Annotated in this window: 25 protein-coding genes; 10 read left to right on the forward strand and 15 right to left on the reverse strand. The window is 64.1% G+C overall.

Translation table 11 applies throughout. From position 1 onward, the window contains the following. The first annotated feature begins 166 nt into the window (after positions 1–166). Positions 167–823 carry a response regulator gene (locus FV139_RS10010; protein ID WP_187276474.1) on the forward strand — a complete coding sequence of 219 codons (657 nt, stop codon included), beginning with the start codon at positions 167–169 and terminating at the stop codon, positions 821–823. Beyond that, positions 823–2223 (forward strand): ATP-binding protein, encoded by a 1401-nt coding sequence (locus tag FV139_RS10015; protein ID WP_148068294.1) that lies wholly within the window; start codon positions 823–825, stop codon positions 2221–2223. The genes FV139_RS10010 and FV139_RS10015 overlap by 1 nt, the downstream gene beginning before the upstream one ends. On the opposite strand, the gene glk is transcribed toward FV139_RS10015, so the two are convergent. The 5 genes from glk to FV139_RS21230 form a co-directional block, all read right to left on the reverse strand. Continuing rightward, positions 2215–3180 (reverse strand): glucokinase, encoded by a 966-nt coding sequence (gene glk / locus FV139_RS10020; RefSeq protein ID WP_148068295.1) that lies wholly within the window; start codon positions 3178–3180, stop codon positions 2215–2217. The genes FV139_RS10015 and glk overlap by 9 nt on opposite strands. Then, positions 3177–4625 carry a pyruvate kinase gene (pyk, locus tag FV139_RS10025; protein ID WP_148068296.1) on the reverse strand — a complete coding sequence of 483 codons (1449 nt, stop codon included), beginning with the start codon at positions 4623–4625 and terminating at the stop codon, positions 3177–3179. The genes glk and pyk overlap by 4 nt, the downstream gene beginning before the upstream one ends. Positions 4626–4796: 171 nt before the next feature. Further along, positions 4797–5828: a glycerophosphodiester phosphodiesterase gene (gene glpQ, locus FV139_RS10030; RefSeq protein ID WP_148068297.1), complete on the reverse strand. Its 1032-nt coding sequence runs from the start codon at positions 5826–5828 to the stop codon at positions 4797–4799. A 3-nt stretch (positions 5829–5831) separates the two neighbouring features. Next, on the reverse strand, positions 5832–6641 hold the full coding sequence (locus FV139_RS10035) for a transporter substrate-binding domain-containing protein (protein WP_235898612.1): 810 nt from the start codon (positions 6639–6641) through the stop codon (positions 5832–5834). 101 nt (positions 6642–6742) lie between these two features. Further along, positions 6743–7012, reverse strand: a complete 270-nt coding sequence (locus tag FV139_RS21230) for a DUF3012 domain-containing protein (RefSeq protein ID WP_148068298.1) — start codon at positions 7010–7012, stop codon at positions 6743–6745. A 164-nt stretch (positions 7013–7176) separates the two neighbouring features. On the opposite strand from FV139_RS21230, the gene FV139_RS10045 reads away from it, so the two are divergent. Next, entirely contained in the window at positions 7177–8112 is a 936-nt protein-coding gene (locus tag FV139_RS10045) for a VOC family protein (protein WP_148068299.1), read from the forward strand. Further along, entirely contained in the window at positions 8109–8294 is a 186-nt protein-coding gene (locus tag FV139_RS10050) for a hypothetical protein (protein WP_148068300.1), read from the forward strand. The genes FV139_RS10045 and FV139_RS10050 overlap by 4 nt, the downstream gene beginning before the upstream one ends. 495 nt (positions 8295–8789) lie before the next feature. On the opposite strand, the gene FV139_RS10055 is transcribed toward FV139_RS10050, so the two are convergent. Continuing rightward, entirely contained in the window at positions 8790–10250 is a 1461-nt protein-coding gene (locus FV139_RS10055) for a coniferyl aldehyde dehydrogenase (RefSeq protein ID WP_148068301.1), read from the reverse strand. Between the two features lie 213 nt (positions 10251–10463). On the opposite strand from FV139_RS10055, the gene FV139_RS10060 reads away from it, so the two are divergent. Continuing rightward, positions 10464–10895, forward strand: coding sequence for a hypothetical protein (locus tag FV139_RS10060; RefSeq protein WP_235898613.1), 432 nt, complete (start codon positions 10464–10466; stop codon positions 10893–10895). A gap of 8 nt (positions 10896–10903) precedes the next feature. Here the strand turns inward: FV139_RS10060 and FV139_RS10065 are convergent, their stop codons facing one another. Beyond that, positions 10904–11962, reverse strand: coding sequence for a mechanosensitive ion channel family protein (locus FV139_RS10065; protein WP_148068302.1), 1059 nt, complete (start codon positions 11960–11962; stop codon positions 10904–10906). A gap of 79 nt (positions 11963–12041) precedes the next feature. Between FV139_RS10065 and FV139_RS10070 the strand changes: the two genes are divergently transcribed. Beyond that, entirely contained in the window at positions 12042–13592 is a 1551-nt protein-coding gene (locus FV139_RS10070; RefSeq protein ID WP_148068303.1) for a S10 family peptidase, read from the forward strand. Here the strand turns inward: FV139_RS10070 and FV139_RS10075 are convergent, their stop codons facing one another. Genes FV139_RS10075 through FV139_RS10105 form a run of 7 tightly spaced genes read right to left on the reverse strand, consistent with a single transcriptional unit; the run spans position 13593 to position 20599 of the window. Next, positions 13593–14495: a glycosyltransferase gene (locus FV139_RS10075; RefSeq protein ID WP_148068304.1), complete on the reverse strand. Its 903-nt coding sequence runs from the start codon at positions 14493–14495 to the stop codon at positions 13593–13595. Then, positions 14492–15799: an O-antigen ligase family protein gene (locus FV139_RS10080; RefSeq protein WP_148068305.1), complete on the reverse strand. Its 1308-nt coding sequence runs from the start codon at positions 15797–15799 to the stop codon at positions 14492–14494. Before FV139_RS10080 ends, FV139_RS10075 begins: the two co-directional genes overlap by 4 nt. Continuing rightward, positions 15799–16503 (reverse strand): YrbL family protein, encoded by a 705-nt coding sequence (locus tag FV139_RS10085; protein WP_148068306.1) that lies wholly within the window; start codon positions 16501–16503, stop codon positions 15799–15801. The genes FV139_RS10080 and FV139_RS10085 overlap by 1 nt, the downstream gene beginning before the upstream one ends. Beyond that, positions 16500–17552, reverse strand: a complete 1053-nt coding sequence (locus tag FV139_RS10090) for a glycosyltransferase (RefSeq protein WP_148068307.1) — start codon at positions 17550–17552, stop codon at positions 16500–16502. Before FV139_RS10090 ends, FV139_RS10085 begins: the two co-directional genes overlap by 4 nt. After that, positions 17549–18568 carry a glycosyltransferase family protein gene (locus FV139_RS10095; RefSeq protein ID WP_148068308.1) on the reverse strand — a complete coding sequence of 340 codons (1020 nt, stop codon included), beginning with the start codon at positions 18566–18568 and terminating at the stop codon, positions 17549–17551. Before FV139_RS10095 ends, FV139_RS10090 begins: the two co-directional genes overlap by 4 nt. Next, positions 18568–19692 (reverse strand): glycosyltransferase family 4 protein, encoded by a 1125-nt coding sequence (locus FV139_RS10100; protein WP_148068309.1) that lies wholly within the window; start codon positions 19690–19692, stop codon positions 18568–18570. The genes FV139_RS10095 and FV139_RS10100 overlap by 1 nt, the downstream gene beginning before the upstream one ends. Continuing rightward, complete coding sequence (locus tag FV139_RS10105) at positions 19658–20599, reverse strand: mitochondrial fission ELM1 family protein (protein ID WP_148068310.1); 942 nt, start codon at positions 20597–20599, stop codon at positions 19658–19660. The genes FV139_RS10100 and FV139_RS10105 overlap by 35 nt, the downstream gene beginning before the upstream one ends. Before the next feature lie 186 nt (positions 20600–20785). Between FV139_RS10105 and FV139_RS10110 the strand changes: the two genes are divergently transcribed. From FV139_RS10110 to FV139_RS10120, 3 genes are all read left to right on the forward strand, one after another. After that, entirely contained in the window at positions 20786–21601 is an 816-nt protein-coding gene (locus FV139_RS10110; protein ID WP_148068311.1) for a YbaY family lipoprotein, read from the forward strand. Between the two features lie 74 nt (positions 21602–21675). After that, the gene (locus FV139_RS10115) at positions 21676–21975 is read left to right on the forward strand and encodes a hypothetical protein (RefSeq protein ID WP_148068312.1); all 300 of its coding nucleotides are present in this window, start codon (positions 21676–21678) and stop codon (positions 21973–21975) included. 42 nt (positions 21976–22017) lie between these two features. Continuing rightward, positions 22018–24108 (forward strand): TonB-dependent receptor, encoded by a 2091-nt coding sequence (locus FV139_RS10120; RefSeq protein ID WP_148068313.1) that lies wholly within the window; start codon positions 22018–22020, stop codon positions 24106–24108. A gap of 45 nt (positions 24109–24153) precedes the next feature. Here FV139_RS10120 and FV139_RS10125 read toward each other — a convergent pair whose 3' ends face one another. Further along, positions 24154–24675 (reverse strand): GNAT family N-acetyltransferase, encoded by a 522-nt coding sequence (locus FV139_RS10125; RefSeq protein WP_148068314.1) that lies wholly within the window; start codon positions 24673–24675, stop codon positions 24154–24156. A gap of 169 nt (positions 24676–24844) precedes the next feature. Between FV139_RS10125 and FV139_RS10130 the strand changes: the two genes are divergently transcribed. Further along, positions 24845–26017 carry an MFS transporter gene (locus tag FV139_RS10130; protein WP_148068315.1) on the forward strand — a complete coding sequence of 391 codons (1173 nt, stop codon included), beginning with the start codon at positions 24845–24847 and terminating at the stop codon, positions 26015–26017. Positions 26018–26066 lie beyond the last annotated feature (49 nt).

Genomic DNA, 26066 nt, shown 5'->3' on the forward strand with positions numbered 1-26066 from the left:
ACCGCTGATCACTCAGCATCTTTGAGTGTATCACTGCTGTGCGAACCGTCCAGAAGCATGGCCAGTACTTATTTTGGGAATATTGCGGATTTTCTGGCCAGCTTCAGCCCGGCTTCATCTGTGAGGGAGAGACTGCCCGTCGTTATTGGATACCATCGAGGACCTTGTGCGCGTACTGCTTGTAGAAGATGACCAGCAACTGGGTGAGTCTCTGGAAGCGGCCCTGCGCCTGGAGGGTTATGCGGTGGACTGGCTCACCTCCGGGGAGCCGGTGCGCTCGACACTGAGCGCGACACCCTACGACCTGTTGGTTCTGGACCTCGGCCTGCCGGGGGTTCCGGGGATGCAGGTGCTGCGCCAGTTGCGCGCCGACAAGCACCGCCTTCCGGTGCTGCTGCTCACCGCCCGCAATACCCTGGCAGACAAGGTCGACGGCCTGGACAGTGGCGCAGATGACTACCTGGCCAAACCTTTCGAACTGGATGAACTGTTCGCCCGGCTGCGCTCACTGCTGCGGCGAGAGTCCAGCCTGCGCAGCCAGCAACTCGAGGCGGCGGGTATCCAGATGGACCCGGTGAACCGTCATGTCGAGTTTGCCGGGGAGCCTGTCTCTCTCACTGCCCGGGAGTTCGCCATTCTGGAAATTCTTGTGCGTAACGCCGGCCGTTTCGTGTCCCGGGCGCGGCTGGAAGAGGGTATCTACAGCTGGGGGGAAGAGGTGGGGTCCAATACCGTCGAAGTCTATGTTTCCCGGCTGCGGAAACGATTTGGCAGTGACAGTATCGAAACCATGCGCGGAGTCGGCTACCGGATGAACCGCTGATGCGCTCGCTGCGACGTCGACTTACCTGGATTCTGCTGGGCCTGATCCTGTTCTCCTGGATAGGTTCTGCAGTGGTCACGGTATTTTACGCAGGCCGGGTGCTGGTGGCGCAGGTGGATCGCCAGTTGGAGCAGTATGCGGGCCTGGTGAGCTATATTTCCGACGTGTTCGAGCGTCAACTCGATGCCGGCCTGCCGCTGCCGGAACCCTGGCTGGACGAGCACCTGCGGGCGCAACACAGTGAACCGCTGGTAATGGATGGTGCCGGAGGCGTTGAAAACGAGGTGGCTCCTGCGCTCAATGTCTGGCTGGACGGTCGCCTGCTGGCGGTGTTCGAGGACTCCCCCCGATTTCCGATGCCGGAGCAGCCCGGGTTTTCCTTCCGCCGGCTGGGGCACGACGGTAGCCACTGGCGACTTTACAGCCGGTTGGACCCGGAAGTCGGCCTGTGGATTGTGGTGGGCATCGACATGGATCAGGCTCGCTGGTCCATGCTGGGCACCCTGGCCCGGGTGTTGTTTCCCCTCCTGATCATTGTGCCGCTGACCCTGGTGATCCTCTACTTCGGCGTGCAGCGGGGCCTGCGGCCTTTGCGGCTACTGACCGAACAGATCGGTCGGCGCAGCCCCCAGGCTCTGGAGCCGGTGCAGGTGAGGGCGGTACCGATAGAGGTCAAGCCGGTCATCGCGGCGCTCAACGCACTGCTGGAGCGATTGGCGACAGCGCTGGAAAGCGAGCAGCGGTTTACCGCCAACGCCGCCCATGAGCTGACAACGCCGCTGGCGGCCATCAAGGCCGAAGTCCAGCTGTGCCAGCGCCTGCTGGAGGACGACAAGGCACGGGGGATGCTTGACCGGATCGCCGCGCGAGTCGATCGTGCCCATCACACGGTGGAGCAGTTGTTGACCCTGGCTCGTCTTGACCCGGATCGTCCGCAAGAGACCGAGCGGGTGAACCTGGAGCACCTGGTGCGGGAAGTCGTGGCGGAAACGGCTCACCTGGCGCCGGAGCGACAGCTTGGTATCAACACCGAAGGAGTGGAGCCGGTTTCGATGACGGGCAGCCGTGAGGCGCTGTCCATCCTGCTGCGAAACCTGCTGACCAATGCGTTGCGCTATGCAAGCCAGGGCAGTGAAGTCGTGGTGGCCCTGGCGACGATGGACTCGGGCGAGGTGGAGTTGCGCATCAGTAACGATTGCGAGCCGTTGTCAGACGATGAATTCGAGCGGCTGGCACAGCGCTTTTTCCGGGTTCCCGGCAGCCCGGGTTCCGGTGCTGGCCTCGGCCTGTCGATTGTCGAACGGGTCGCCGCGCTGCACAGGGCGCAATTGTCGACCGGGGCGGGGCAGGACGGTAGGGGGTTCGTTGCGCGGGTTCGCTTTGCGCAGCCGTCAGCCTAGTGGGGCGTGGGCGGCACCGATGAGTCCGGGCTGGGCGGTGGTGATCAGGTAGATTGGAACGCCCTGGAGATGCTCGGTCATTGCTCCCTTGTGCTGGAAGCGGGCCAGGAACTGGCTGTTCTCGAGGAATCCGACTAATCGCGGCAGTATGCCACCGGCCAGGAACAAGCCGCCGTAACTGCCTGTGGCCAGCACGAAGTCGCCGCAGGTGGAGCCAAGCAGGTTGCAGAAATGGACCAGCGCATCCCGGCACAGGGGGTCCTCACCGCTGAGAGCGCGCTGGGAAATATCGGCCGGTGACAGGGCCTCGGGCGCGGTATCCCGCAGTTCCGCCAGGGATTGGTAGAGCCTTTGCAGGCCGGGGCCGGAGACCAGCAACTCGGTAAATATATTGTCATGGCGAGCCAGCAGCAGCCGAAACAGCTCCAGTTCCTCTGCGGTATTGGGTGACAGGCTCATGTGTCCCGGCTCGCACGCCGTGGCGTGGTAGCCACCACGGATCAACTCTACGGTGGCGCCGCCGAGCCCCGTGCCCGGGCCGACCACCGCCAGGCGCCGGGAGGTGCCGGGTCGCCCCGGGTATAGCAGCTGCCGGTCGTTTTCCCGAAGGTGGGGCAGTGCGTAGGCATTGCCTTCGAAATCGTTGATCCAGCCCGAGGTGGTGAAGTTGAAGCGGGAAGTCAGTTCGCTGCGGGAGAAAGACCAGTCCATGTTGATCATGTGAACACGGTCGCCCTCGAGTGGCGCCGCGATCGCAAAGCATGCCGCCAGCGGCGGCGGCTCATTGAGCTGGTCCAGCCAGTTGGCAATAACATCCTCAAATCGGGCGTGGTCGCGGTTGATATAGGTGCGCAGGGCGCGATACTCGTCGCGACTGGCATCGTACAGTGCGAGCCGCGAATTGGTGCCGCCGATATCGGCAACCAGGCGGGTGCCCTCGTTCCATTGACTGCTCATGTGACCGGCAGAATTTTCATGATATTGGTGGCACCCGGGTGACCCATCACCATCCCGAAGGTCAACAGGATGGAGTCTCCCCCCTGGAGGTAGCCCTCGCCGCGGAGAAACTCGATGGCGCTGGTCTCGATCTCTTCCTGGCCGAAGGCCTCGGCGTCGAAGTAAAGCGGTACCACACCCCGGCACAGGCTCAGCTTCTGCAGGGTTTCGCTGTGACTGCTGAGCGCGAAAATAGGCAGCCCGGAGCTGAGTCGGGACATCAGCCGTGGGGTAGTACCCGACTCAGTCAGGCAGGCGATGCCGCGCACATTGGGGTAGTGATTGGCGGCGTAGATCGCCGACATGGCGATGGTTTCCTGGGCGCTGGAGAACTGCCGGTCGAGGCGATAGCGCGAGGTGCGCGCAACCGGGTGGCGTTCGGCGCCGAGGGCGGCATCGGCCATTGCGCTCACCACTTCCACAGGGAAGCTGCCGACCGCCGTCTCCGCTGAGAGCATGACGGCGTCAGTGCCGTCCAGTACGGCGTTGGCCACGTCAAATACTTCGGCCCGGGTCGGGAGTGGATTGCTGATCATGGATTCCATCATCTGGGTGGCGGTAATCACCACCCTGTCCGCTTTGCGGGCCCGGGAGATCAGGTCCTTCTGGATGCCGATGAGCTGGGCGTCGCCCACCTCCACGCCCAGGTCACCCCGGGCGACCATGATGCCGAAGCCCGCTTCGAGGATGTGGTTGAGGGTCTCTTCGTCGGCGACCACTTCGGCGCGCTCGATCTTGGCGATAATTGCCGGGCTCAGGTTGTGTTGCGCCAGCAGGTCCCGGGTCTGGTAGATATCTGCGGCGCTGGAGACAAATGACACAGCCACGAAGTCCGGTTTCACCTGGGCGAGGCTGTCGATATCAGCGATATCCTTGCTAGTCAGGGCTGGAGCGGCCAGGCCCCCGCCAAGACGATTGATGCCTTTGCGAGAGCTGAGCTTGCCTCCCTGGGTCACGGTGCATTCCACGACGCCACTGGCGACGGCATCCACCTGCATGCGCAGGCGGCCATCGTCCAGCAGCAGGGTATCGCCCGGCCGCACGTTGTCGCACAGTTCGCGGTAGTCCAGCCCCACTCCCTGGGCGTTGCCCTCTCCCTCGGGAATGTTCAGGTCCAGCGAGAAGCGATCGCCCGCCGCGAGGTCTACGGCGCCATCGCGAAAGGTGCTGATACGGATCTTGGGGCCCTGCAGGTCCGCGAGGATACCGACATACTGGCCCGCTGCAGCGGCCCGTTTGCGGATGCGCCGGGCAACCTCGGCATGGTGTTCAGCGGAGCCGTGACTGAAGTTGAGCCGGAAGACATTCACTCCGGCGGCAATCAGTTTGGCCAGCATGGTCTCCGACTCACTGCCGGGGCCGATCGTCGCCACAATCTTGGTGCGGCGATTAACCTTGGGTGTCACACTCCTGTCCTTTATGTGCGGGGGCGGCGAATTCGGGAACGTACACGCGCTTGTAGGATTTGTAGGGGTTGCGCGTGAACATGTCAGCTGTCAGGAGAGAATAATGCCCTGTTCGACGCCTGATCGCCAGAGGCAGTGGCTTCACGGTGGTGTCCGCCGGAGGGATTCGGATTAGCGGGTTTTGTCGATCCGGTCGATATGTTCCCGGGCCAGGTCGGGAAAATCCGTGAACAGGCCGTCTACGCCCAGCTCTTCGATAAACAATTCCAGCAGGCGCTCAAAACTCGCGATGCCCGGTGGCAGCTGGTCGCGGCGAAAGGTATAGGGGTGGACTGCCAGTTGCCGGGCGTGGGCGCGTGCCACCAGGTCGGTAAACCGGGGTTCACCGTCGGGGCCCGGGCCCTGGTAGATCTGCATCAGCCAGGGGCCGATACCATCCGCATAGCGGGCAATTTCTGCCAGACCCTGGTCGGTCTGGAGATGGGCGTAATCCACCTCACTGTCTTCGCCCCAGCTGTTGTCGGCGATCAATTGAATCAGGGGCAGGGGCGTCTTCAGGTCTTCCCGCAGATAGCGCAGGGTGGCGTCGTCAAAGCACTGCAGGAAAACCGCATCGGAACGTTCAGCGTAACCGCTGGCGGCAAGCACCTCGAGGATGCGCACGGCGATATCCTGGCCTTCACGGCGGTGGAAGCGCGGTGCCTTGAGTTCGATATATAACCCCGCTTCCCGGCTCCGGCTGGCGTTGAGGCCGCTGATCAGGGCGATTTCCTCGGCCAGCGTGGGGACTGCCAAGCCGGTCGGCCCCGGGGGAAAGCGGCCCGGAAACACCGGGCTGCCGTCGGGCTCAAGGCGTTCCAGTGCCTGTAGCTGGCGAATTTCGCTGAGATCGAAATCAATGGCGTAGAAGCGGCCGTCGTTACGGGCCCGCGCAGGAAAGCGGCTGGCGACGTCGGTGGTGGCGTCCAGGTAGATGTCATGCAGTACGATGGGCACGCCATCCCGGGTGAGGACCACATCCTGCTCGATGAAATCCGCCCCCATGCCGTGGGCCAGCGCCTTGGCCGCCAGGGTGTGCTCCGGCAGGTAACCGCTGGCGCCCCGGTGGGCGATAACCAGCGGCGTGCGTGGCTCAGTCATGGCCTTATCGCCCGCCAGCAGAAGCAGGGCCAGGAGACCGGCGCGCCAGTGCTTGGCGGCCATCGGTCAGGGCAGGGCGGCAAGCCAGCTGGTTTCTTCGAGCCATTGCTTGCGCAGCTTGGTCAGTACGCCGATACGGGTGTAGGCCTCGACATAGTTATCCACCAGATTGAAGAACTCGCGATCATCCTTGTTCAGGGCGATACCAATCGGCTCCACCGTCAGTGGGTTGTCGAGAGTGACCAGCCCCCGTTCGGGAAAGCGCAGTACCGAGAGCCGGCACACCGGCATGTCGGCCACCATGCCATCGGCGTCGCCATCGAGTATGAGCTTGACCGCCTCGTCGTAGTGGTCGACCTCAATCAGGGCTGCCTCGGGTGCAGCCTCCCGCACGAAGTCGGCACTGGTCGAATTTTTCAGGGCCGCCAGAGTCAGGTCTCCCCGATTGAACTCCTCCGAGCCCGATACCTTCGCGAGCACGGAATCGCGGGTCAGCAGCGATTTGCCGGACATCATGTAAGGACCCACAAACGCCGCCTGCTCACTGCGTTCCGGCGTAATGGCCATGCCCGAGATCACCAGGTCGATGGTGCCGTCGTCCAGCGAGGTCATCAGGTCGCCAAAGGGCATCACCTTGATCTCCAGCTTGACCCGCATGGCGTTGGCCAGCGCCCTGGCCAGATCCACGTCGAAGCCCATCAGCGTCTTGTCCCGGCTCAGCATGTTGAGGGGGGGCTGGTCGGCTGTCATGCCCACTTTCAGGGTCTTGAAGTCAATCACGCGCTGCAGAGTCTGCCCCGCGTGAGTGACCGCAGGCAGCGCCAGTGCCAGGACGGTGAGGCTGGTGAGGAAAAGACGTCGGATCATTCCGGGCATGTGGGTCTCCCAATAGCTTGCGGGCACTTCCAGCGCCCGGGTATGAATGCCCTCAGGCAGGCGCGCTGGCCTGTAGCTGAAGGCAGTTGGTCTGTAGCCGGTCAGAACACGCAGTGCTTGGCGTAGTCTGCCGCCTCGTTGCTGCTCCAGTCACCCTTGGGCTTCTCTGCCAGTGCTTCGCACCAGGCTTCCGAGCCCACAGTGGTGCCCTCAAACACGCAGTGGCTGGCAAAGGTGACAGCATCGTCTGCAGTCCACTCGGACTTGGACTGGGCCTTCTTGTCCTCACACCACCCCTCGCTGCCGGGTTCATTGCTACAGCCCGCAAGCGACAAGCCACCTGCCAACAACAGTACACGCCAGTTTCTCATTGTAGTTTCCTCGCACCGGTAGAGAACGATGTCACCCAGTATGGCATCGTTCTGCGCATCTGTGACAATTACACTATGCTGGTTACCGAGTTCTTGATCGATACCAGTGCCTCGAGGCCCCCCCGGGCCGGCGCGGCAACCCAATCCAGGAGGCAGGACAGGCGATGAGCAAATCCGGAAGATGGCGAGTGTTCGCCAGCGCGGGCGCGCTGGGCGTGGCCTTACTGGCCGGCTGTGCCACGACCCAGTTCAGCCTGCCGGGAGTGTCCGGCGACCCCAGTGGCCGGCACCTCGCAGGCAAGGTGATCTGGCACGATCTTCTCAGCGAGACCCCGGCCCAGACCGAGGCGTTCTACAGCGGCCTGTTTGGCTGGGAGTTCGAGGACCTGCCACTGGGCGTTGCCAACTACACCCTGATCCGGCATCGGGGGCGGCTGATCGGCGGCATGGTGGACCAGAACCAGCTGCCAACCCGGGACGATATCTCCCAGTGGGTGGTGGTCATCTCGGTAGCGGATATCGATGCTGCGGTAACCGCTGTCGACGGCGCGGGTGGCAAGGTGCTGACCCCGCCTACATCCCTCGGTGATCGCGGCCATATCGCCGTGGTGACCGACGCCGAAGGCGCCGCCTTCGCCCTGCTGGAAACCCGCGATGGCGACCCTGCCGACGGCAGCCATCCTGCCGCCACAGGCGATTTCCTGTGGGATGAGTTGTGGGCCGCCGATGCCCCTGGCGCCGGCGCCTTCTACCAGCGGGCGCTGGGTTACCAACTCGAACAACGCGAACTCGGAAGCGCCGAAGCGCCGGTTACCTACGGTGTGCTGAACGGCTCGGGCCGGCCGCGAGCGGGCTTGCGTACAAACCCTGCCGATGACATCAAGCCCACCTGGGTGAGTTACCTGAGGGTGGCGGATGCCGCCGAACTCGACCGGGTACTGGCTAAAGTCGAAGGCCTGGGCGGGCGCATCCTGGTGCCCGCCACGGACCGGCCCGCAGGCGGCCGCGTGGCGCTGATTGCCGGGCCCTCCGGCGCGGGCATTGCGCTGCAGACCTGGGATGACAGTGAGCTGGTGAGTGCCAATGGAGGTGCACTATGAAGCGGGTGATGGTTTGGCTGCGACTGGCGTTGCTTTCGGCACTGGTGCTCGGCCTGTCGGGCTGCTCGGACCCGCATGTCTACGGGAATATCGGGATTTCCACGGGGTACAGCTCCTGGGGGCATGGGGGCTGGGGTGGAGGTATCGGTACCAGTATCTCGATTGGTGGGCGGATTCACTAACCAAGCCTGTTTTAACGGTGCTTACGGTGGATAGAGGTGTTGCGATCGCCTCGAGTAGATTCTAGTGGTCCGCCAACGCCGCGAGGTAAGCCCCTCCGGGACACGCCGTGAACCCGTCCATGGGGGCTTCTCTGCGACATCCATGTCGCAAAGAGTCCCTACGGGGCTTACCTCACGTCGTCGGCTCCGTGCTTGTCGATGAGATATTCAGATTCTATTGGCCAAGAGCATCATGTCAGGCGTGTACAAGGTGATGGTTCTGCGTGGGGGGCTGAAGAGAAGCCATGGACACGGGAGGGCCTCACCAGACTCTGTGAGACATGGATGTCGAGCAGAAGCGTACATGGACGTATCCACAGCGTGTCTGGTGAGGCCCTCCCGTGGCCGTGGCGCCACTCACTGGTTCGTAACGCTGGACGATACACTTTGGGGAAAATGGGCTCCCAACCACGGTGAGCTCCACTCCCCTGATCAGTGATCACCGATCAGTAGAAGCTACTTCTTCACCTGCATCCTGATCGTCTTCTCCGTCGCCTTGTTGTAGGGCGGCAACATCCCACCCAGCTTGGCGACATTCGCATTGGCCTGCTTGTAGATCGACTTCGCATGGCTGAACGTCTTGAAGCCTTCGTGTCCGTGATAGGCACCCATGCCACTCGGGCCGACACCGCCGAAGGGCAGCTCCTCCTGCATGATGTGCATGATGACATCGTTCACACAGGCACCGCCCGACGTCGTGCGAGAGAGCACCGCATCCTCTTCCGCCGCATCCTGGCCGAAATAGTAGGCTGCCAGAGGCCGGGGGTTGGCGTTGACGAAAGCGATCGTCTCCTCGAAATCGCGATAGGTCCGTATCGGCAGCAGGGGCCCGAAAATCTCCTCCTGCATCACCTTCAGGTCGTCGGCCGGTTCCGGCACCAGAGTGGGGGGGATTTTGCGGGTGCCCTGCTGGTCGGCAAAGTCCTCATTGCCCGGGTTCAGCGGAATGACCTTCACGCCGCGTTCCTCGGCTTCACTCAGGTAACCTTGCAGGCGCTCGTAGTGGCGCTCGTTCACCACCGACGTGTACTGGGGGTTGTCCAGCAGCTTCGGATACATAGTGGCCACCGCCTTCTGTGCAGCCTCGATGACCTCGTGCAGCTTTTCCTCAGGGACCAGCAGGTAGTCGGGGGCCAGGCAGATCTGGCCCGCGTTGAGCGTCTTGCCGAGCATCACCCGGCTCAGGGCCTGCTCCAGGTCGGCGCTGCGGGAAATGATCACCGGGGATTTGCCGCCCAGCTCCAGGGTCACTGGTACCAGGTTGCGTGAGGCGGCGGCCATGATGTGGCGGGCGACAGAGGTCGCCCCGGTGAAGAGCAGGTGGTCGAAGGCCAGGCCGGAAAAGGCTACGCCCACTTCCGGGCCGCCGGTGAAGATGGCGACCTCGCTTTCGTCCCAGGCCTCACCGACCATTTCCGCCATCACTTCCGAAGTGGCGGGGGTGAACTCCGAGGGCTTGATCATGGCGCGGTTGCCCGCGGCGAGAATCCCGGCCAGGGGCCCGAAGGTCAGGTTGACGGGGAAGTTCCAGGGCGAGATGACGCCCACCACGCCCAGGGGCTGGTACTCGATCCGGGAGCGGCCACCCAGCAGGTTGAGTGGGAACATGGTGGGGCGGCGTTCACCTTTCATCCATTTCCGCAGGTGTTTTTTGGCGTGCTTCATCGGCGTGATGGAGGCCGCCACATCGGTGAGCAGGGTGACCTCGCGCGCGCGGCAGCTGAAGTCTGCATTCAGGGCTTCAATGACCCTGTCCTGGTAGCGCAGCAGGACGTCGATGCCGCGCTCCAGGCGGTCGATACGGGTTTCGGCGGCAACTTTGCCCTCGGCGATATAACTGGCCCGCTGAGCTTCCAGCACAGCCTGCATTTGCGCCTCGATTTCGCTCTGTTCCTGAACCGTCAGTGGTGCATTCATTATTCTGTTCTCCTGTCGGAAAGCGTAGTGCCGGGCAACCAGTATAGTCGTGGCCCGGTAGCGAAATAACTGCAAAACGGGGTTAATTCCGGCCAAAATCTGTCCGCGGGCGGGGCAGTTGAATGCTTCCCGGGCCGCTCACGGCACCCGCGACACAGCACAACCGGCGAACACTTTTTGGGCGCGTGCTGATCGTACCGGCTGGCTTGTGGTATGGTCGCCGCCATCTGCGCCGATCCACCAGCAACGGAGGTCTGGCTTGGCAAGTCCTGCCGGCACTGCTACAACAAAGGCATGAGCGAATCCAGCACACACAACGATACGCGCACACCCTCGCCGCCCTACGGCTATTCGCGGGAGTGTCATTACGATCGGGAAAAGCAGATCCACATCGTGGCGGAGTTTCACGCCAACAAGATTCGCCCCAGTCGCATCGCCTATCGGGTCGGTATCGATATCGCTTTTATCGAAGCGCTGATCGCCGGTGAGGAGGAGCCCCAGCGCTTTCCCGCCCTGGTGGCCCGTTATCGACGCCAGCGTTACCAGAAGCGCCTGAACGAGGCCCAGCGGCGCAATACGGGAAGCGCCCGGTACGAACTGCAACAGCAGGTGGAGCGGGAGTTTCGCAGCGAGGTGGATATCTAGAGGAACTACTACCGCGGCTCGGCGTTTTCCAGCTGTTCCAGGCGCTCTGCCAGGCGCTGCTCTTCCAGTTCGAGGCGTTCCAGCTCCCGTTCCACCCTGTCCCGGTCCGCTTCCGGGACCGTTTTAAGGTGAGCCTTTTCCCGTTTGACCGCCTGGCGTGCCAGTTCCCGTTGCTGGCGCAGTTCCTCTACGCCGGCCGCCGCCTCGGCCTGATCGAAGATCTTCTCCTCCGGCGCCGGTTCGTGGGGTGTGGTGGCCTGCCGGTCGTGCATCACCGGCTGCTGCGGAATGATCCTGGCGGCGGGGTCCAGCTGGCGCTGATTCATGAACGCGGGAGAGACGATTTCCACACCGTTGCCGTGTAATTGCTCCAGGATTTTCTTGCGCAGGTTGGAGCGGGAGGTCAGTAACTGCTTCATTTCCGGCAGGAAGCCGCAGGCCCGGTAGACCACGGCGTGATCGAGCAGCTCCTGAACCAGCACAAAGGGCTCGCTCAGCTGGGCCTCCTCCACAGCCAGCAGCAACAACTTCTGGACCTGGGTGTAAGGCACGTCATAGCCGATAGATACCTCGGCCGAGATAATGGTGCCATCGCGGTGCAGCACGGTGACCGGGTTGTTCACCAGGTACAGATTGGGGAGAGTGGTGAGGTCGCGCCACTCGGTCTGTATCTGGGTGTTGATCAGGGAGTGACGGGCCACCCGGCCGAACTCGCCGTTGACCCGTACGTAGTCTCCGGGCCGAAACGGCGTGGTCATTTTGAGCATGATTCCGGCCATGGCGTTGGACACGAAGGTGGTGGATGACAGGGCGATCACCGCTGTCAGCACCACACCGAGCAGGCTGAGAATCTGGCCCTGGGTGTCGTCCGAGATGGGCAGTACGATCACAACGACGAGTACTGCCGCAGAGGCGATCGCCCAGTTCAGCAGCTGGTAGAGGACTCCGTCGGTGCCCTGGCGGCTGTGGCGAGCGATGCGATTGGCCGCGAACAGGACCGCACTGGCCAGGCCCAGTACCAACAGACTGGGCCAGAAATCGGCGAACAGGGCCTGCACTGCGCTCATGGGGGACGTCCCCGGTTCGTTTATGATTAAATGCCAGCCAGCTTATCCAGTCTCAACCGTGAAATAAACCGGATTCCCTATGCCCGTATTACAACGACTGCTCCTGCTTCCCCTGTTTTCCCTGCTGCTTGTGGCGCCCGCCCTGCAGGCGGAAGATGCCGCTAAGGGTCAGCAGGCCGCCGCCGAGTCGGCCGCCAGTGACATTCCCGAACCGTTGCTCGCCGAGTCCACTGGCCGGGTCAGGATCGATGGCAGGACCATCGCCTACAAGGCGACGGCAGGCCAGCTGCTGATGAAAAATGACAAGGACGAGCCCATCGCCCTGTTTGGCTACACGGCCTATATCAAGGAAGACGCCGACCCGCGTACGCGCCCTGTGATGTTTGCCTATAACGGCGGCCCCGGTTCGGCTTCCATGTGGCTGCACATGGGTATTCTGGGGCCCCAGCGTACCGTGGTGGACGATGGCGCCTTCGAATCGGTCGGGCCTTTCCGCCGGGTCAACAACGAATTCAGCATTCTGGATCGCGCCGACCTGGTGATGATCGACCCGGTGGGTACCGGTTTCTCCATCCCGGTGGGCGAGGCCAAGGGCGAGGATTTCTGGGGCGTGGACCAGGACATCGCCTCGGTATCAGACTTCATCGCGCGCTGGACCACCGATAACGGTCGCTGGCAGTCACCGAAGTACCTGCTGGGCGAGAGCTACGGCGGCATCCGCAGTGGCGGCGTCGCCTACAAGTTGCTCACCGCCCACTCCCTGGCGCTGAACGGAGTCATCCTGGTATCGCCCTACATGGACTTCGCCGCCGGTAACGCCGGTCTCGCCATGGACCTGCCCTACGTCAATTACTTCAGCACTTATGCCGCCACCGCCTGGTATCACAAAGCCATCGACAACCGGCCGGACAGCCTGCAGGCCTTCCTGCGGGAGGCCGAGGCCTTCGCCGTCAATGAATATGCTCCCCTGCTGTTCAAGGGCGCCAGCGCCAGCCAGCAGGAACGGCAACAGGTGCTCGAGGGCATGGAGCGCTTTACCGGGATCAGTGCCGACTACTGGGACCGCGCCAACCTGCGGATCGACGAAGCCCGCTTCGCCAAGGAATTGCTGCGGGACCGCCGCCAGACCACGGGCCGCATCGATGCGCGCTTCGTCAATGACGGTCTCAATCACATTGGGGAATCGTTCACTTACGACCCCTTCTTTCCCGCGGTGGGCCCGGCCTTTGTCGCCACCTTCAACGACTATTACCGCGAAGTGCTGGGTGTGAAGACCGACCGCAAATACATCACCTCGGGCGGTCTCTACCAGAACTGGGACAACAGCCACGCCCAGCCGGGGCAGACCCAGTACGGCAAGGTTCCCTATGCCAATACGGCGGTGGACCTGGCCTATGCGCTGGTGCAGAACCCCAATATGCGCCTGCTGGTGCAGCAGGGTTACTACGACCTGGCTACGCCCTACGGTGCCACCGACCACTTCCTCAATCACTTGCAGATTCCGGCCCGGTTGCGGGAGCACGTGACCGTGGAGCATTACGAGGCCGGACACATGATGTACATTCACCCGGCGTCGATGGAGAAATTCAAGGCAGATCTGGCGGCGTTCATTGACGCCGCCGAGGGCTGATCAGCTTTTCCCGTTCACGCAGTGAAACAGGTCGTAGGCTTCGAATACGGCGGCGATCTTGCTGTCGTTGCCGAGCCTTCGGTCCCAGTTCTCCCGCTTCAATGACTCACCCTGGCTGCCGGGGATCGTCAGGAAGCGATCTTTCCAGTGCGTCTCATCGGGCACCACGGCACAGGGTACCCCCTGCATCAGGCTCATGGCTTTCAGCCAGATATCGTCGGCCCGCGGGCACAGGCGCATGAACTGCTCACGGTTGAGTACCTCCGGATGGAGGGCGCCGGGGAAGTACAGCACGCCGCCCACACCGGTCGGGAACACCAGTGGCGACGGGCTGTGTCCACCTTGCCCCAGGCCCCACTCGGCGTAGGACAGCGGCCGGCCCGTTGAGTCGGTCCGCAGGCGGTGGCCGCGGTGGCAGTGGATGGTGTCGGGCCGGGCCAGGTAGGCGCGGTACAGGCTCTCCACCAGGTCGGGCGGGTAGAGGGTATCGTCATCCACGGTGATCAGCAGGCTGTCGGGGCACTGTTCCAGAGCGTAGATCACTTTCTTGTAGGGCCCGAGATCTTCGTCGTGGAAGATGATCTCCAGTCCCCGTTCCACCTGGTTGAGCAACGGGTCCGGCAGCTTTTCGTCGGGAAAGTCCTTCCGCGACAGCCACAGCACAAGGCGATCCGGTTTCAGGGACTGGCGCAGCAGGCTCTCAACACAGAGGTAGGTGAAGGGAATGCGACGGTCGTAGGAGGTGAGTGATACCACAATCTCCTGCGGTTCGGTGTTGCCGATACCAATGGAGCGGTCGCTCAATGCCAGTCGATGCAGGTCGGCGTGGCGCTGCTCACTGGCCTGGCGCCGGCGCGAGCGCAGGCGCCGCCGTTCCAGAGCGCGGCGCAGGGGGGCGATCACGGGGAGACCTCCTCAGGGGTATTGCACAGGGCCAGCAGGCCACCGGCAATCAGGGCCAGGGCGTACAGGCCCGACTGGTAGAACATGAACGATTCGAAAGCGTTGGCGACGCCCCAATATAAGCCAAAAGCCACGCCGAAGCACAGCAGGTTGGTATCCAGGCTGCCCTGTTGCCAGCTCCGGCGCAGGCGCAGACCCAGCCAGGCAAACAGGCCCAGCAGTACGGCCAGGCCTGCCAGGCCCCAGTTGACAAGCGTGTCCAGGTAGGTGCTATGCAGGTGGCGGAAGCGCTGACGTTCGTTATCGCTCAGGGCTTCGGTGTCCTGCACCACGGCGGCGCGGCCCTTGCCGCCCCAGCCGAGCAGCGGCCGCTGGACGATCCAGTCCATGGCCGTGTGCCAGGTGGACAGGCGCACCCGTACGTTTTCCTGCAGTACGAAGCCTTCCCCGTCGTACCCGGCCAGAGGACCCTCGCTGCGCAGGCGGTCCTCGATGATCCCGCCCAGCGGTGTGATGATGATGACAACGAAGGTCATGCTGAACCACGCCAGGCGGCGCAGCGGGCGGCTGATGTAGTCCGCCTGCTGCTGTTGCCGCAGGCGGGAGCGCAACAGCAGGGCCAGCGGCACGCTGCACAGCAGTGCCAGCCAGATACCGCGGGTCTGGGACAGCAGCATACCGAACGCGGTAGCGGTGATGAGCAGCAGGCGCAGCAGGCGCCCGAGCACCACGCCCCGGCGGGTGGTGGCCGGGACCGGCGCAGGCAGCATCAGGGCACCCAGCAGGCCGATGCCGAACAGCATGCCACTGTGTTGGGCGTTGAGGAGTCCAAAGTGTACGCGCTCGCCATTCAGGCCCTGCAGCAGCTCCTTCCAGCCGTCACCGCTCAGCCACGGGCTCAGGAGCAGGGCACCCAGGGCGCAGGCCCAGCAAATCATTACCCGCTGTCGCGAGGCGGCGCAGAACAGGGCGACGGGAATGAGAAAAAACCAGGCCGCCAGGCGGTCGAGCTTGGGCGAGCGCTCCGCCAGGTCCGGGTGCAACAGGTGGCTGAGGCCCCAGCTGGCGAGCTGTATCAGCAGGGCCAGCAATAGCAGCTGCAGCAGCCGGGAGCGCCACAGCGCGCGACCCCCCGTCAGCAGCCAGCCAGCACTGAGCAGGACCAGCAACTGACCGCTGATGTCGCCCAGGTCGTCCTGCCACAGGCGGGTGAGGGTCCATACCAGCAGCAGGGCGAAACCGCCCAGGGAGAGGGCGCCCTGGGGTAGGCAGGAACGCAGGTCAGTAGTGGTGATAGGCGTCATCAGATACTGCGCTGCGCGTCCTCGAGCCAGCCGTGGACGCCGTAGTCATCGCCACGGGCCTGCTTGGCCAGCAGGGCGTTCATGGCTTCGCGCAGCAGCACCGCCCGGCGCCCGGCCTTGTGGCGGGCGAGGGCCGGCAGGTACCAGGCGAGAGGCACCAGGTCGGGCCAGCCGAGGCCGTCGATGACCTTGAGGGCTACCGGGTACCGGTCCTCCTGGCATTGCACGACCACATTGTGCAGCAGCAGCCGGCGGGAGGGCATCCCCAGGGCCTGCCAGCGGGCGCTGAAGCTGTCGAGCAACTGGCTGAGGGTAGTGGTCTCACCGTATTGCCAGAGGTACTGCTTCAGGGTGATGGCAATGCGCCCGTCGCTGTCGCGCAGCAACTCGGAGCACAGCCCGGGGCCAAGATTGGTTTCGACCGGGCCGAACAGTCGCGGCACGAGGTCCCAGGCCGCGGGGCCTATGCGGCGCTCGATACGGCGATACACCGCAGCTTCCTGCCAGTTGTCATCGAAGGCGTTCAGGGGTTTGAGCCGTTTGATCCACGGCGCTTCGCGGCGCTTTTGCCCGGGAGAGCGATCCGCGCGCAGCAGCTTAATGCAGCGGCCGGCATCGCGCGGGTCCACAAAACACAGTCGGTTGCCGCCGCGGGCAAAGGCGTCCTGTTCGCCTGACAGCATGACCGGTTGATCATCACTCACGCAGGCTTGTCCTTGCCGGCGATGTCGAACAGCAGGTCCCGGTAGCTGCGGCTGATGGTCTCGCGGCTGTAGTGTTTGTGGTAGTGCGCCCGGGCGTTGTCTGCAAGGGTGCGGGCGGCGGGGGGGTCGGCCAGCAGCTGACGAATGCTGCCGGCGAGGGCCGGGGCGTCATCGACCGGGCTCACCAGGCCGGTTTCACCATCGTCTATCAGCTCACCGGGGCCCTGGGAGTCGGTGGCGATGATCGGGCAGCCGTGATACCAGGCTTCCACGACGATGCTGCCGAGGCCTTCGTGGCGCGAAGGGCAGACAAACAGGTCGGCGCTGCGCATCAGGGCGTCAACGTCCTTGCGCCAGCCCAGGAAGCGCACCCGCGAGCTGAGGCCCAGTTCGCGGCTGAGCTGTTCCAGGGCGTCTCTCTCGGGACCGTCTCCTGCCAGCCACAGCCAGGCCTCGGGCAGCTCGGTGAGGGCCTGGAGCAGCACATCGAAAGCCTTGTTGCGGTGGAGGCGACCGGCGGCCAGCAGCAAGGGCGCATCCGCGGGCGTATCCTGGCTTTCCCGGGAGACCGGCTCCGGGTTGGTCTCAGCGGCAAAGTTGGGAATCTGGTGGACCTTTGCGGCGGGCATGCCGCCCTGTACCAGGTGGTCGCAGAGGCCACGGGTGATGCCTATCCAGTGGTCCGCGTGGCGGTAGTACTTGAGGTCATAGTAATGCCCCAGCCGGCAAACCAGTTGGTAATCCCCGCTGGGGGTACAGATGCTGGCCCGATTCATGTAGGTCAGTACCACGTCGGGGGCCAGCTTGCGCAGGGCCAGGTGATAGCGCCAGTGGCCGGGCAGGGCGAGGCGCCCGCCGAAGCGAAAGGTCTGTACCGGCACACCGGCATTGGCCAGTTGTAACTCGCGCTCGCTGTTGGGCCGGGTGAAGGCAAACTGGCGCAGGCTCGGGTCCTCCGCCAGGGCGCAAACCAGCCGGGTATAAAAATTCTCCGCCCCCCCGAAAGGGGCGCCGGCGAGGGCCTGAACGACGGTCAGCGTGCTGCTCACTCTCCCTGATCCCACACGTAGTTGTGACTGAAGGGGAGGCCGAGACTGGCCTCCACGATATAGCGAGCGTAGAGCGTACAGTTGATCTCCCGGTGAAAGAAGTCCCGGGTGTTGGCCGCCCAGTGCATGCGCTGGTCATCGTCGGCGTGGAATTGCTTCACCGCCTTTAGCAGTGACGCCTCGTCGTCGAAGTAGGCCAGCGTTTCCGCCGGGAACAGGCTGTCGAAACCGGCCCCCGAATGGGTGAATACCAGCAGTCCATTGCCGCCCAGTTGCGCCATGCGGGCAGAGGAGTACCAGTGCCCGCCCTCCTGCCGGTTCAGGTTGAGCCCCATCCGGCTCTGGGCGAGGGTTTCGTCGTAATCCCGCCCCCAGACCCCGGGTACGCCGAAGCTGCCGGGCGTGTGGAAGCGCAGGTCGGGGGGCAGGCCGTCGCGCAGGGCCGCCACCAGCTTGCCGCGCTCGGTGTGAGCCTGGGACTTGCTGCAGAACAGCAGGTCGTAAAGAAAGTCTTTGCGGGTGCTGCAGTCCGCGCTTTCAATCGCCGGATCCACCGGGTTGGGCATGTGCAACAGGCGGGCGCGGCGACCCTCAAAGGGAGTGAGTTCCCGGGTGCCAGTGGAGACGAACATGGCATCCACCGTGTCACAGCGGTGCATGATCTTGGCGAAGTTCTCGGGGACGAACAGCGGGTCGTTGTTGAGCCCGGCGATGACCACACCGGGGCACAGGCGGCGCAGCTCCTCCAGGGTTTCGTTGCTGATGATGTCGCAGTGGCCGACCAGTACCAGGTCGGGGGCAAAGGCTTCCGCTGTCTGCAGCAGCCGCCGGTTGCTACGCCGCGCGCCGAGGTCACGGATACCCAGTGGAGCCTCGAAGGCCGCCACGTCGCGATCGGAAAAGCTTTGCACCAGGTAGTCGTTCTTGATCAGGCCGTGCAGCAGCTTGCGCGCCCAGCTGACCCGGGTGTAGCCATATTTTCGCAATTGCTGGTGGGCGACGTGGAGTACTCGCATCAGTGATGTTCTCTCTTTTCTGCCAGGCCGTCGCGGTAAACGGCCATGGTGGCTTCTGCCTGGGCTGCGAGGGTGTACTCCGGCGGTAACGCCAGTGGCGCCGGCGGCGCTGCGAGGATGCCCCTCACCCGGGCGGTCAGGGCCGCGCGATCACCCGGTGGAACGAGTCCCGCGGGGAAGGCCTCGCGCAGTGACTCGGCGGGGCCGCCGGCATTCCAGGCGACCACCGGAACACCCGTGGCCAGCGCTTCGATCACCGTGCGTCCGAAGGGCTCGGCCTTGCGCGACAGGCTGAGGGTGATCGCGCAGTGGGCATACAGCCGGTCCATGTCGTTGCGGTGTCCCAGAAATGTCAGGTGGTCGCCGAGCCCGAGATCACTGACCCGCTGGCGCAGATCTCGCAGGTATTGTTCCTTGCCGGGCGTCGGCTCTCCGGCGATCACGCCGTGACAGCTCACTCCCTCCCGCTTGAGGTCGGCCAGCAGGTCGACGAATTCGTGCTGGCCCTTCCAGGGGCTCAGGCGGCCGGGCATCAGCAGCAGCGGCTTGCCCCGGGTCTGGGGGTAGTCTTGCTCGAAATCACGCTGCCACTGGTCGCGCTGCCTGGCGGTCACGGTGGGAAATTCGCTGGTGTCCACCCCGCGGGGAATAACGCGAATTCGGGCGGGGTCCACCTGCGGGTAGTTTTCCCTGATGTAATCGCGAACGCAGTCGGATATGGCAATGACCCGGTCGCCGCAGCCCATGATGGCGCTGTACCGGCTCACTGAGTAAAGCCCGTGAAAGGTCGTCACCAGCAGGGGGCGCTGTTCGGCCGGCAGTGGTTTCAGGGCCAGCCAGACCATCCACGCGGGAACCCTGGAGCGCATATGAATGACGTCCGGCGCCAGCTCACGCAGCAGGCGGCGCAGGGCGGGGACTCGCAGCAGGGAGAGCGGTGACTTGGCGTGCACTGGGAACCGTACGTGCTGGCTACCCTGCTGCAGCAGGCGCGGCTCCAGGCGGCCACCCGCCGACATCACCAGCGACTCGTGGCCGGCGGCGATCAGGGCGCGGGCAAAGTCCAGTGTACCCCGTTCCACACCACCGCTATCGAGGCGGGGTAATACCTGTAGAACCTTCATGGGTAGCGTTTCCTTGCTGCAGGCCGATCATTTGTACCAGGTATTGGGCAACCCGGTCCGCTTCGCAGAGCGGGGCTGCCTGATCCGTTTGTGGTGCGGGGTCCGAGTCCATGGCCCCGGATAGTGAGGTGGCGATACCCTCCTCCAGTAATTGATCCAGGCCGCGACTGACCCGGCTGGTGTGCTGCCTGGGCACCGCGAGCACGCCTACCCGGGCACCGCTGGTCAACGCCTCGTAGACCATTGAGGCGCTGTCTTCGGTGGCCCAGATCACGCCGCTGGTGGCGTACTGCTCGCGCAGCCAGTCCCGGTCGCCCTGCTCCGCCGGGACGACCTCCAGGCCGCTGAGCCCGAGCCGCTCCAGAGCAGGCAGAAAGCTCCCCGGGGTGCGCCGCGAGGTGGTGAGTGTCCAGTGTCGCCCCGGCCGGGTGTCCAGCAGGCGTTGCAGCTGGTCCAGTATTTGCCCATCGTCCCAGCCGTGATGGCGGGAAGGGCCGCCAATGAGGATCAGGCCCCGGTCCTCCCGCTGTCGGCTGGAGGGCTGGATATCGTTGATCGGGCCCCGCGTGAGCAGGACGTTTTTGCCACCGGCCAGGCCGTCGTGTCGGGGAACCACGCAGAGGTCGAACAGCCAGCGCGGCAGGCTGGGTTTCATCAGAACCACAAGCTTCCCTCCGTACCGCCATCTCAGGTAGAGGCTGCAGCGATGGGTGCTGTGACCCGCACAGAGAATGAGCTGTGGTGAGCGGTCGAGCGCGGCGGCCTGCCGCAGTGGTTTTGCGTTGCAGTCAAACCAGTGCACTTCACATTGTTGGCGTTGCCGCAGGGCATCGAGCAGACCGTTGAGCTGGCTTTTGTGGCCCGCTTTGCCGTCGCTGACGCACCAGATGGCGAGCGCATTCTGCACGAGCTGAGTCCCTCGCGGTGTACGATGGGGGTATTATGCATCATTGCGGCGAGGATGCCTGTGCTGGATGACGTGAATGTGACGGGGTCCTGGAGCTCGGGGGGACCTTAACGTTCCAGGTGCTGACACGCAACTTTTACCTGCCGGAACGGTCAATGGCCTATCAGTCAGCACAGAGGGGGAGATATGAGACAGGGAATCTGGCGCAGTACGGCAGTGGCGTTAATAACAGGCGTGCTACTTGGCGCCTGCAGTGACAAAGGCAGCAACGAGGGGGCTGATGTGACCTGGATAGAAGGAACTGTGCTGTACCGGGAGCGTATGCTGTTGCCACCCGGTGCCGAGGTGGAAGTCGAGTTGCAGGACATCTCCCGCGCCGATGCGCCCGCGGATACCCTGGCGACGGTCATTATGCCGGGCAACGCCGGGCCTCCCTATCAGTTCCGTATCGAGTACGACAGCGCGGCCATCGACCAGCGCCACACCTACACCCTGCGTGCGGTGATTCAGGCGGGTGGCAAACTCCTGTTTACCAGTACCGAGCACATCGATCCCTTCGCCGACGCCCCCATCGAGATCATGGTCCGCCGGGTGCCGGAGCCGGTCGCTGCGCCGGCCAGGGCGGACTCCGGGTCCGCGGATGTGCAACTGGAAGGTGTGCGCTGGCAACTGGTTCGCCTGGACGGGGAGCCCGCTACTGCCGGGGCCGGCGGCAAGCCGGTGGACCTGGCCCTGGAGGCGGAGGGGCAGACCGTGTCCGGCTTCTCCGGCTGCAACCGGTATCACGGGACTTACCGTCGTGATGGCGCATCCGAACATGGCGCCGCCCTGCGCTTTGGGCCGCTGGCGGGGACCCTGATGGCCTGCCCGGAGGGAACCGGGCTGGAGCGCCGGTTCCTCGATGCACTGGGTGCCGTGGACAACTTTCGCCTGACCGATAGCGGCCACCTGCAACTCGCAGCCGGTGGCAATGTGGTCGCAGAATTCGAGCCTGCCCCGTGATCGGCCAGCTGGAGCTGGCGGCGGTCATGGTGTAAACTTCGAGCGTTTTTTGACCGCTATTCCGATTTGAGCCGATGAGGCAACTCCGCACTTCCTCCCTGCGTAACGCCCGTTTCGCCCGCATCCTGGTGCTGGTGGCGTTGCTGTGCGCGGCTGCCATACCGGTGGTGGAAGCGGCTCACCTGCACGGGATCGGTGAGGGCAACGCGGACTGCATGCTGTGCAAGAGTCCGTCCCTTGCCCCGGTTGTCGCTGCAGTCCCTCTCGTTTTCCTGGCGCTCAACCGCGCTATTGCACCACCACGACTCACGCTCGCCGCCCTGGCGCAGCGCTACCTGCCACGCCAGAGCCGGGGGCCGCCCCGCTACACCTGAGACAACGCCGGAATATCCCGTTTTTTCCCAGGAGTAGAAAAAGTGAAACGCATTATGCCCCTCGCGCTGGCCGTCGCCAGCGCGCAAGCGGCCGTTGCCGAGCAACTGCCAATGGAACACGTACTGGTCTCAGTGCCTTTGCACAAGCAGACCGCAGAAACCGCACTGCCCATCACGGTACTGAGTGGCGACGCCCTGAGTCGCGCTGCTGCCGCCACGATCGGTGACACCCTCAACAACGCCCCCGGACTGGCCAACGCCTCCTTCGGTCCAGGTGTCGGCCAGCCGGTGATTCGCGGCCAGCAGGGCCCCCGGGTCACCGTGCTGCAGAATGGCACCAGCAGTGCCGACGCCTCCAGTCTGTCGGCGGACCACGCGGTCTCGGTAGAGGCCCTGCTCGCCGACAGTATCGAGATCCTGCGCGGCCCCTCCACCCTGCTGTACGGCGGCGGGGCGATTGGCGGTGTGGTCAATGTCGTGGACAACCGCATCCCCACCCGGCGTATCGACGGTGTCGAGGGTGGCGCCGAGTACCGGCACGACGCCGCCTCGGATATGGACACCACGGTGGGTCGGCTGGAGGGCGGCAGCGGCGACTTCGCTTTCCATCTGGATGGCCTTTACCGCGACTGGAATGATCTCGAGATTCCCGGTGAAGCCGCCAGTGAGCACGCCCACGAGGATCACGATCACGAGGAAGGTGAGGCGGCGGAGGAGGAAACCACCGACGGCTATGTCGCCAACACCGGCGGACGTACTCGCAGCGTGACCGCCGGCGCCAGCTACCACTTCGATGACAGTTTTATCGGCCTGGCGGTGAACCGGCTGGAAAACAACTACGGCATTCCTGCGGGCGCTCACGAGCATCACGACGACGAGGGGGAAGACCTCGATGATCACGATGAAGGTGAGGAGGAACACGGTCACGAGGAAGGCGGTGTGCGCATCGACATGACCCAGACCCGTTACGACCTGGCCCTGCACCTGCATGAACCGCTGCCGGGGCTGGAGGTGGCCCGGGGGTTTGTTTCCTACACCGACTACGAGCACCGCGAAATCGAGCCGGGTGGCGAAGTGGGAACCCGCTATAACAGCGACAGCTGGGAAGGCCGGCTGGAGCTGGTACACCAGCCGCTGGCGGACTTTCACGGGGTGCTGGGACTGCAGGCCAAATCCCGGGAGTTCAGTGCCCTGGGTGAAGAGGCCTTTATCCCGGTCACTGACAGCCGTGACATCGGCCTGTTCCTGCTTGAGGACTACCACCTGGGTGAGGTGACCTTCGAGGGCGGTTTGCGCCTCGACCGCGACGAGCGGGACCCCTCCGGCATTGCGGAAAGCCGCGACTTTAACTCTGTCAGCGCGTCGGTATCCGGTTTGTGGGACGTCTCCGATCAGTGGCAGCTGGGGCTGTCCCTGTCACGCGCCGAACGGGCGCCGGCCATTGAGGAGCTCTACTCGAATGTCGAGAACAATGGCTCCGAGGACTGGATTGCCCACGCTGCTACCAACTCCATCGAGATCGGCAACCCGGATCTCGATACCGAGGTGTCTAACAACGCCGATCTGTCCCTGCGCTGGGACAGCGGTACACACTTTGTCTCGGTCACCCTGTTCTACAACGACTTCAGCGATTACATCGACCTGCAAAACAGTGGCCTCGAGGTCGATGACATGCCGGTCATGGTCTACGGTCAGCAGGACGCGACGTTCCGGGGCATCGAGGTGGACTCCAGTTTTACCCTGGCTTCACTGGCGGGCGGTGAGTTTGTGCTGCGGGTATTCGGCGACGCCACTCGCGGCGAACTGGCCAATGGCGACGATGTGCCACGTCTGCCGCCCATGCGGGTTGGATCCCGCCTGGGTTGGGATACCGGTGCCCTGGAGGTCTGGGGGCAGGTCCTGGAGGCGGCGGAGCAGGATCGACCGGGCGTGAACGAGGAGGCCACTGATGGCTACACCCGCTGGGATGCCGGCGTGGACTATCGCCTCGGTCTCGGAGATGGCCAGCTCACGGTGTTTGCCGCGTTGAACAACCTGACCGACGAGGAGATTCGCCTGAGCACCTCCTTCCTGCGCGATGTTGCGCCGGAAGCGGGCCGCAGCGTCGAGGCGGGTGTGCGCTACAACTTCTGATGGCGTCCTTCGCGTCCGGCGGTGAACGCCGCCGCCGGACGCGACTCAGTTGTCCTCGTTCCGGTTCCAGCCGTACAGGTGGATCGGCTTCTCTCCCTCGGCCAGGGTGATGTCGCGCTCGTAGTGCAGCCCCAATTTCTCCAGCAGCCGAATGGAGGGGGCATTGTCCGGGTTGACGATGGCCACTATCCGGCCCAGGCGGAGTTCGTTGACCGCGTAGTCCCGGACTGCGCTGGCGGCCTCGATCGCCAGGCCACGGCCGCGGGCGACGGGCAGGAAACCGTAGCCGATATCCACGTCATCGAGCTGTGGTCGCCGGACCAGGCCGCACAGGCCCATAAACTCGCCGTTGCTGCGCAGTCGCACCGCATACATGCCGAACCCGTGGTCGCGATAGCTGGCCATGGGGCCTTCCTCGATATAGGTCCGGGCCTGTTCGAGGGTGCGTACACCGCGGTCGGCGACGTTGGCAATGAAGTCGGGGTCATTGAGTACCGCTAGCATATGGGGTGCGTCTTCCGGGGTGAGTGACTGGATGAGGAGGCGTTCAGTGGTCAGGGTCAGCATGGCAATCTCCGGCTTTGCCACAGCTTAACCCGGGGGTGCGCCTTGCGGTGAATTCATGGCTTTGCCCTGATACAGTGCGCACATTTCTCACAGGCAAGGCAGCGACATGACGCGGTTCTCTCCAGGGGGTGCAATGGCCGGGGTGCATCGGCGGGCGGGTCGTTAGACCGTGCCCATCCTGTTCGGCGTGGTATTGCTGGACCTGATCGGGTTCGGCATCGTGATCCCCATTCTGCCCTTCCTGTCCCCGGAACTGGGGGCGAGCAAGATGGACATTGCCCTGATCATCGTCGCCTACGCCGTTGGCGCGGGGCTCTGCGGCGGTTGGTGGGGGCGCCTCTCGGACCGGGTCGGTCGCAAGCGGGTCATCATGATCTGTCTCGCTGGCGCCGCGCTGGGTTATGTTTTCCTGGGCCTGGCCAGCGAACTCTGGATGGTCTATGCCGCCCGGGCCTTTTCCGGTTTGATGGCCGGCAACTTCGGTGTGGCCTCCGCCATGGTGGCCGACCTCACCCGGCCGGAGCAACGCGCCCGGGGCATGGGCATGATCGGGGCTGCCTGGGGGCTGGGGATCATGCTGGGGCCGTTTCTGGGTGGCCTGCTGGCCGGAGGTAGCGGCGACTTTACCCTGCCCTGTATTGCCGCGGGGGGGATGTCTGCCCTGGCCATTATTGCCGCTGCGCTGTTCCTGCCGGAGTCCGTCAGCGCCGAGCGCCGGGCCGCCAACCGGGAGGCCCAGCGCAGCTCTCGCGGGGGCGCACTGGCCATGCTGCGGGATACCGGAAACCGCCTGTTGGTGCTGCAATACGTCTTGCACAACACGGTGGCCAGCAGCTTCACTTACCTGGTCCCCCTGTGGACCGGCGACCTGCTGGGCTGGGGGGCGCGCGAGGTAGGAATCCTGTTCGGGATACAGGGTGGCATCATGGTGGTGCTGCAGGCGGGCCTGCTGGGGCCACTGGTACGCCTGCTGGGTGAGTGGCGCCTGTTGCGATTGATGATCACCCAGTTTCTTTGCGGCGTGTTGCTGGCCCTCTTTGCCAACGGCGCAGTCGCCATGGCCGGCGCCGTGTTTATCGCCATGTCCGGCGGCACCCTGTGCATGCCCCTGCTGAACACCATCACCAGCCAGCGCACGCCAACAGCCCTGCGCGGCCGCATGCTCGGAACGACCAGCGCAGCCGCCTCCTGGGGCCGGGTTTGCGGGCCGCTGATGGGCGGCGTGTGCCTGTTCCTGTTTGGTTATACCGGTGCCTGGATTGCCTGCGCGCTGGTGTTGTGCGCCTACCTGAGCTGGGCGCTGCTGGTGAGCCCCCGCCGGCGACCCCTTGGCAACGGATGACATTTGCCCATAGGGTGGTATGATGCGACTGCAAACATACTCAAAGTTG

Source organism: Parahaliea maris, assembly GCF_008064665.1.
Taxonomy (GTDB): domain Bacteria; phylum Pseudomonadota; class Gammaproteobacteria; order Pseudomonadales; family Halieaceae; genus Parahaliea; species Parahaliea maris.

Coding starts and splice junctions, on each gene's coding strand:
- FV139_RS10050 (WP_148068300.1), top strand. CDS start 8,109: ATGAAGCGGGTGATGGTTTGGCTGCGACTGGCGTTGCTTTCGGCACTG.
- FV139_RS10080 (WP_148068305.1), bottom strand. CDS start 15,799: ATGACGCCTATCACCACTACTGACCTGCGTTCCTGCCTACCCCAGGGC.
- FV139_RS10035 (WP_235898612.1), bottom strand. CDS start 6,641: ATGCCCGGAATGATCCGACGTCTTTTCCTCACCAGCCTCACCGTCCTG.
- FV139_RS10015 (WP_148068294.1), top strand. CDS start 823: ATGCGCTCGCTGCGACGTCGACTTACCTGGATTCTGCTGGGCCTGATC.
- FV139_RS10125 (WP_148068314.1), bottom strand. CDS start 24,675: ATGCTGACCCTGACCACTGAACGCCTCCTCATCCAGTCACTCACCCCG.
- FV139_RS10055 (WP_148068301.1), bottom strand. CDS start 10,250: ATGAATGCACCACTGACGGTTCAGGAACAGAGCGAAATCGAGGCGCAA.
- FV139_RS21230 (WP_148068298.1), bottom strand. CDS start 7,012: ATGAGAAACTGGCGTGTACTGTTGTTGGCAGGTGGCTTGTCGCTTGCG.
- glk (WP_148068295.1), bottom strand. CDS start 3,180: ATGAGCAGTCAATGGAACGAGGGCACCCGCCTGGTTGCCGATATCGGC.
- FV139_RS10115 (WP_148068312.1), top strand. CDS start 21,676: ATGAGGCAACTCCGCACTTCCTCCCTGCGTAACGCCCGTTTCGCCCGC.
- FV139_RS10095 (WP_148068308.1), bottom strand. CDS start 18,568: ATGCGAGTACTCCACGTCGCCCACCAGCAATTGCGAAAATATGGCTAC.
- glpQ (WP_148068297.1), bottom strand. CDS start 5,828: ATGGCCGCCAAGCACTGGCGCGCCGGTCTCCTGGCCCTGCTTCTGCTG.
- FV139_RS10045 (WP_148068299.1), top strand. CDS start 7,177: ATGAGCAAATCCGGAAGATGGCGAGTGTTCGCCAGCGCGGGCGCGCTG.
- FV139_RS10110 (WP_148068311.1), top strand. CDS start 20,786: ATGAGACAGGGAATCTGGCGCAGTACGGCAGTGGCGTTAATAACAGGC.
- FV139_RS10070 (WP_148068303.1), top strand. CDS start 12,042: ATGCCCGTATTACAACGACTGCTCCTGCTTCCCCTGTTTTCCCTGCTG.
- FV139_RS10100 (WP_148068309.1), bottom strand. CDS start 19,692: ATGAAGGTTCTACAGGTATTACCCCGCCTCGATAGCGGTGGTGTGGAA.
- FV139_RS10065 (WP_148068302.1), bottom strand. CDS start 11,962: ATGAGCGCAGTGCAGGCCCTGTTCGCCGATTTCTGGCCCAGTCTGTTG.
- FV139_RS10060 (WP_235898613.1), top strand. CDS start 10,464: ATGGTCGCCGCCATCTGCGCCGATCCACCAGCAACGGAGGTCTGGCTT.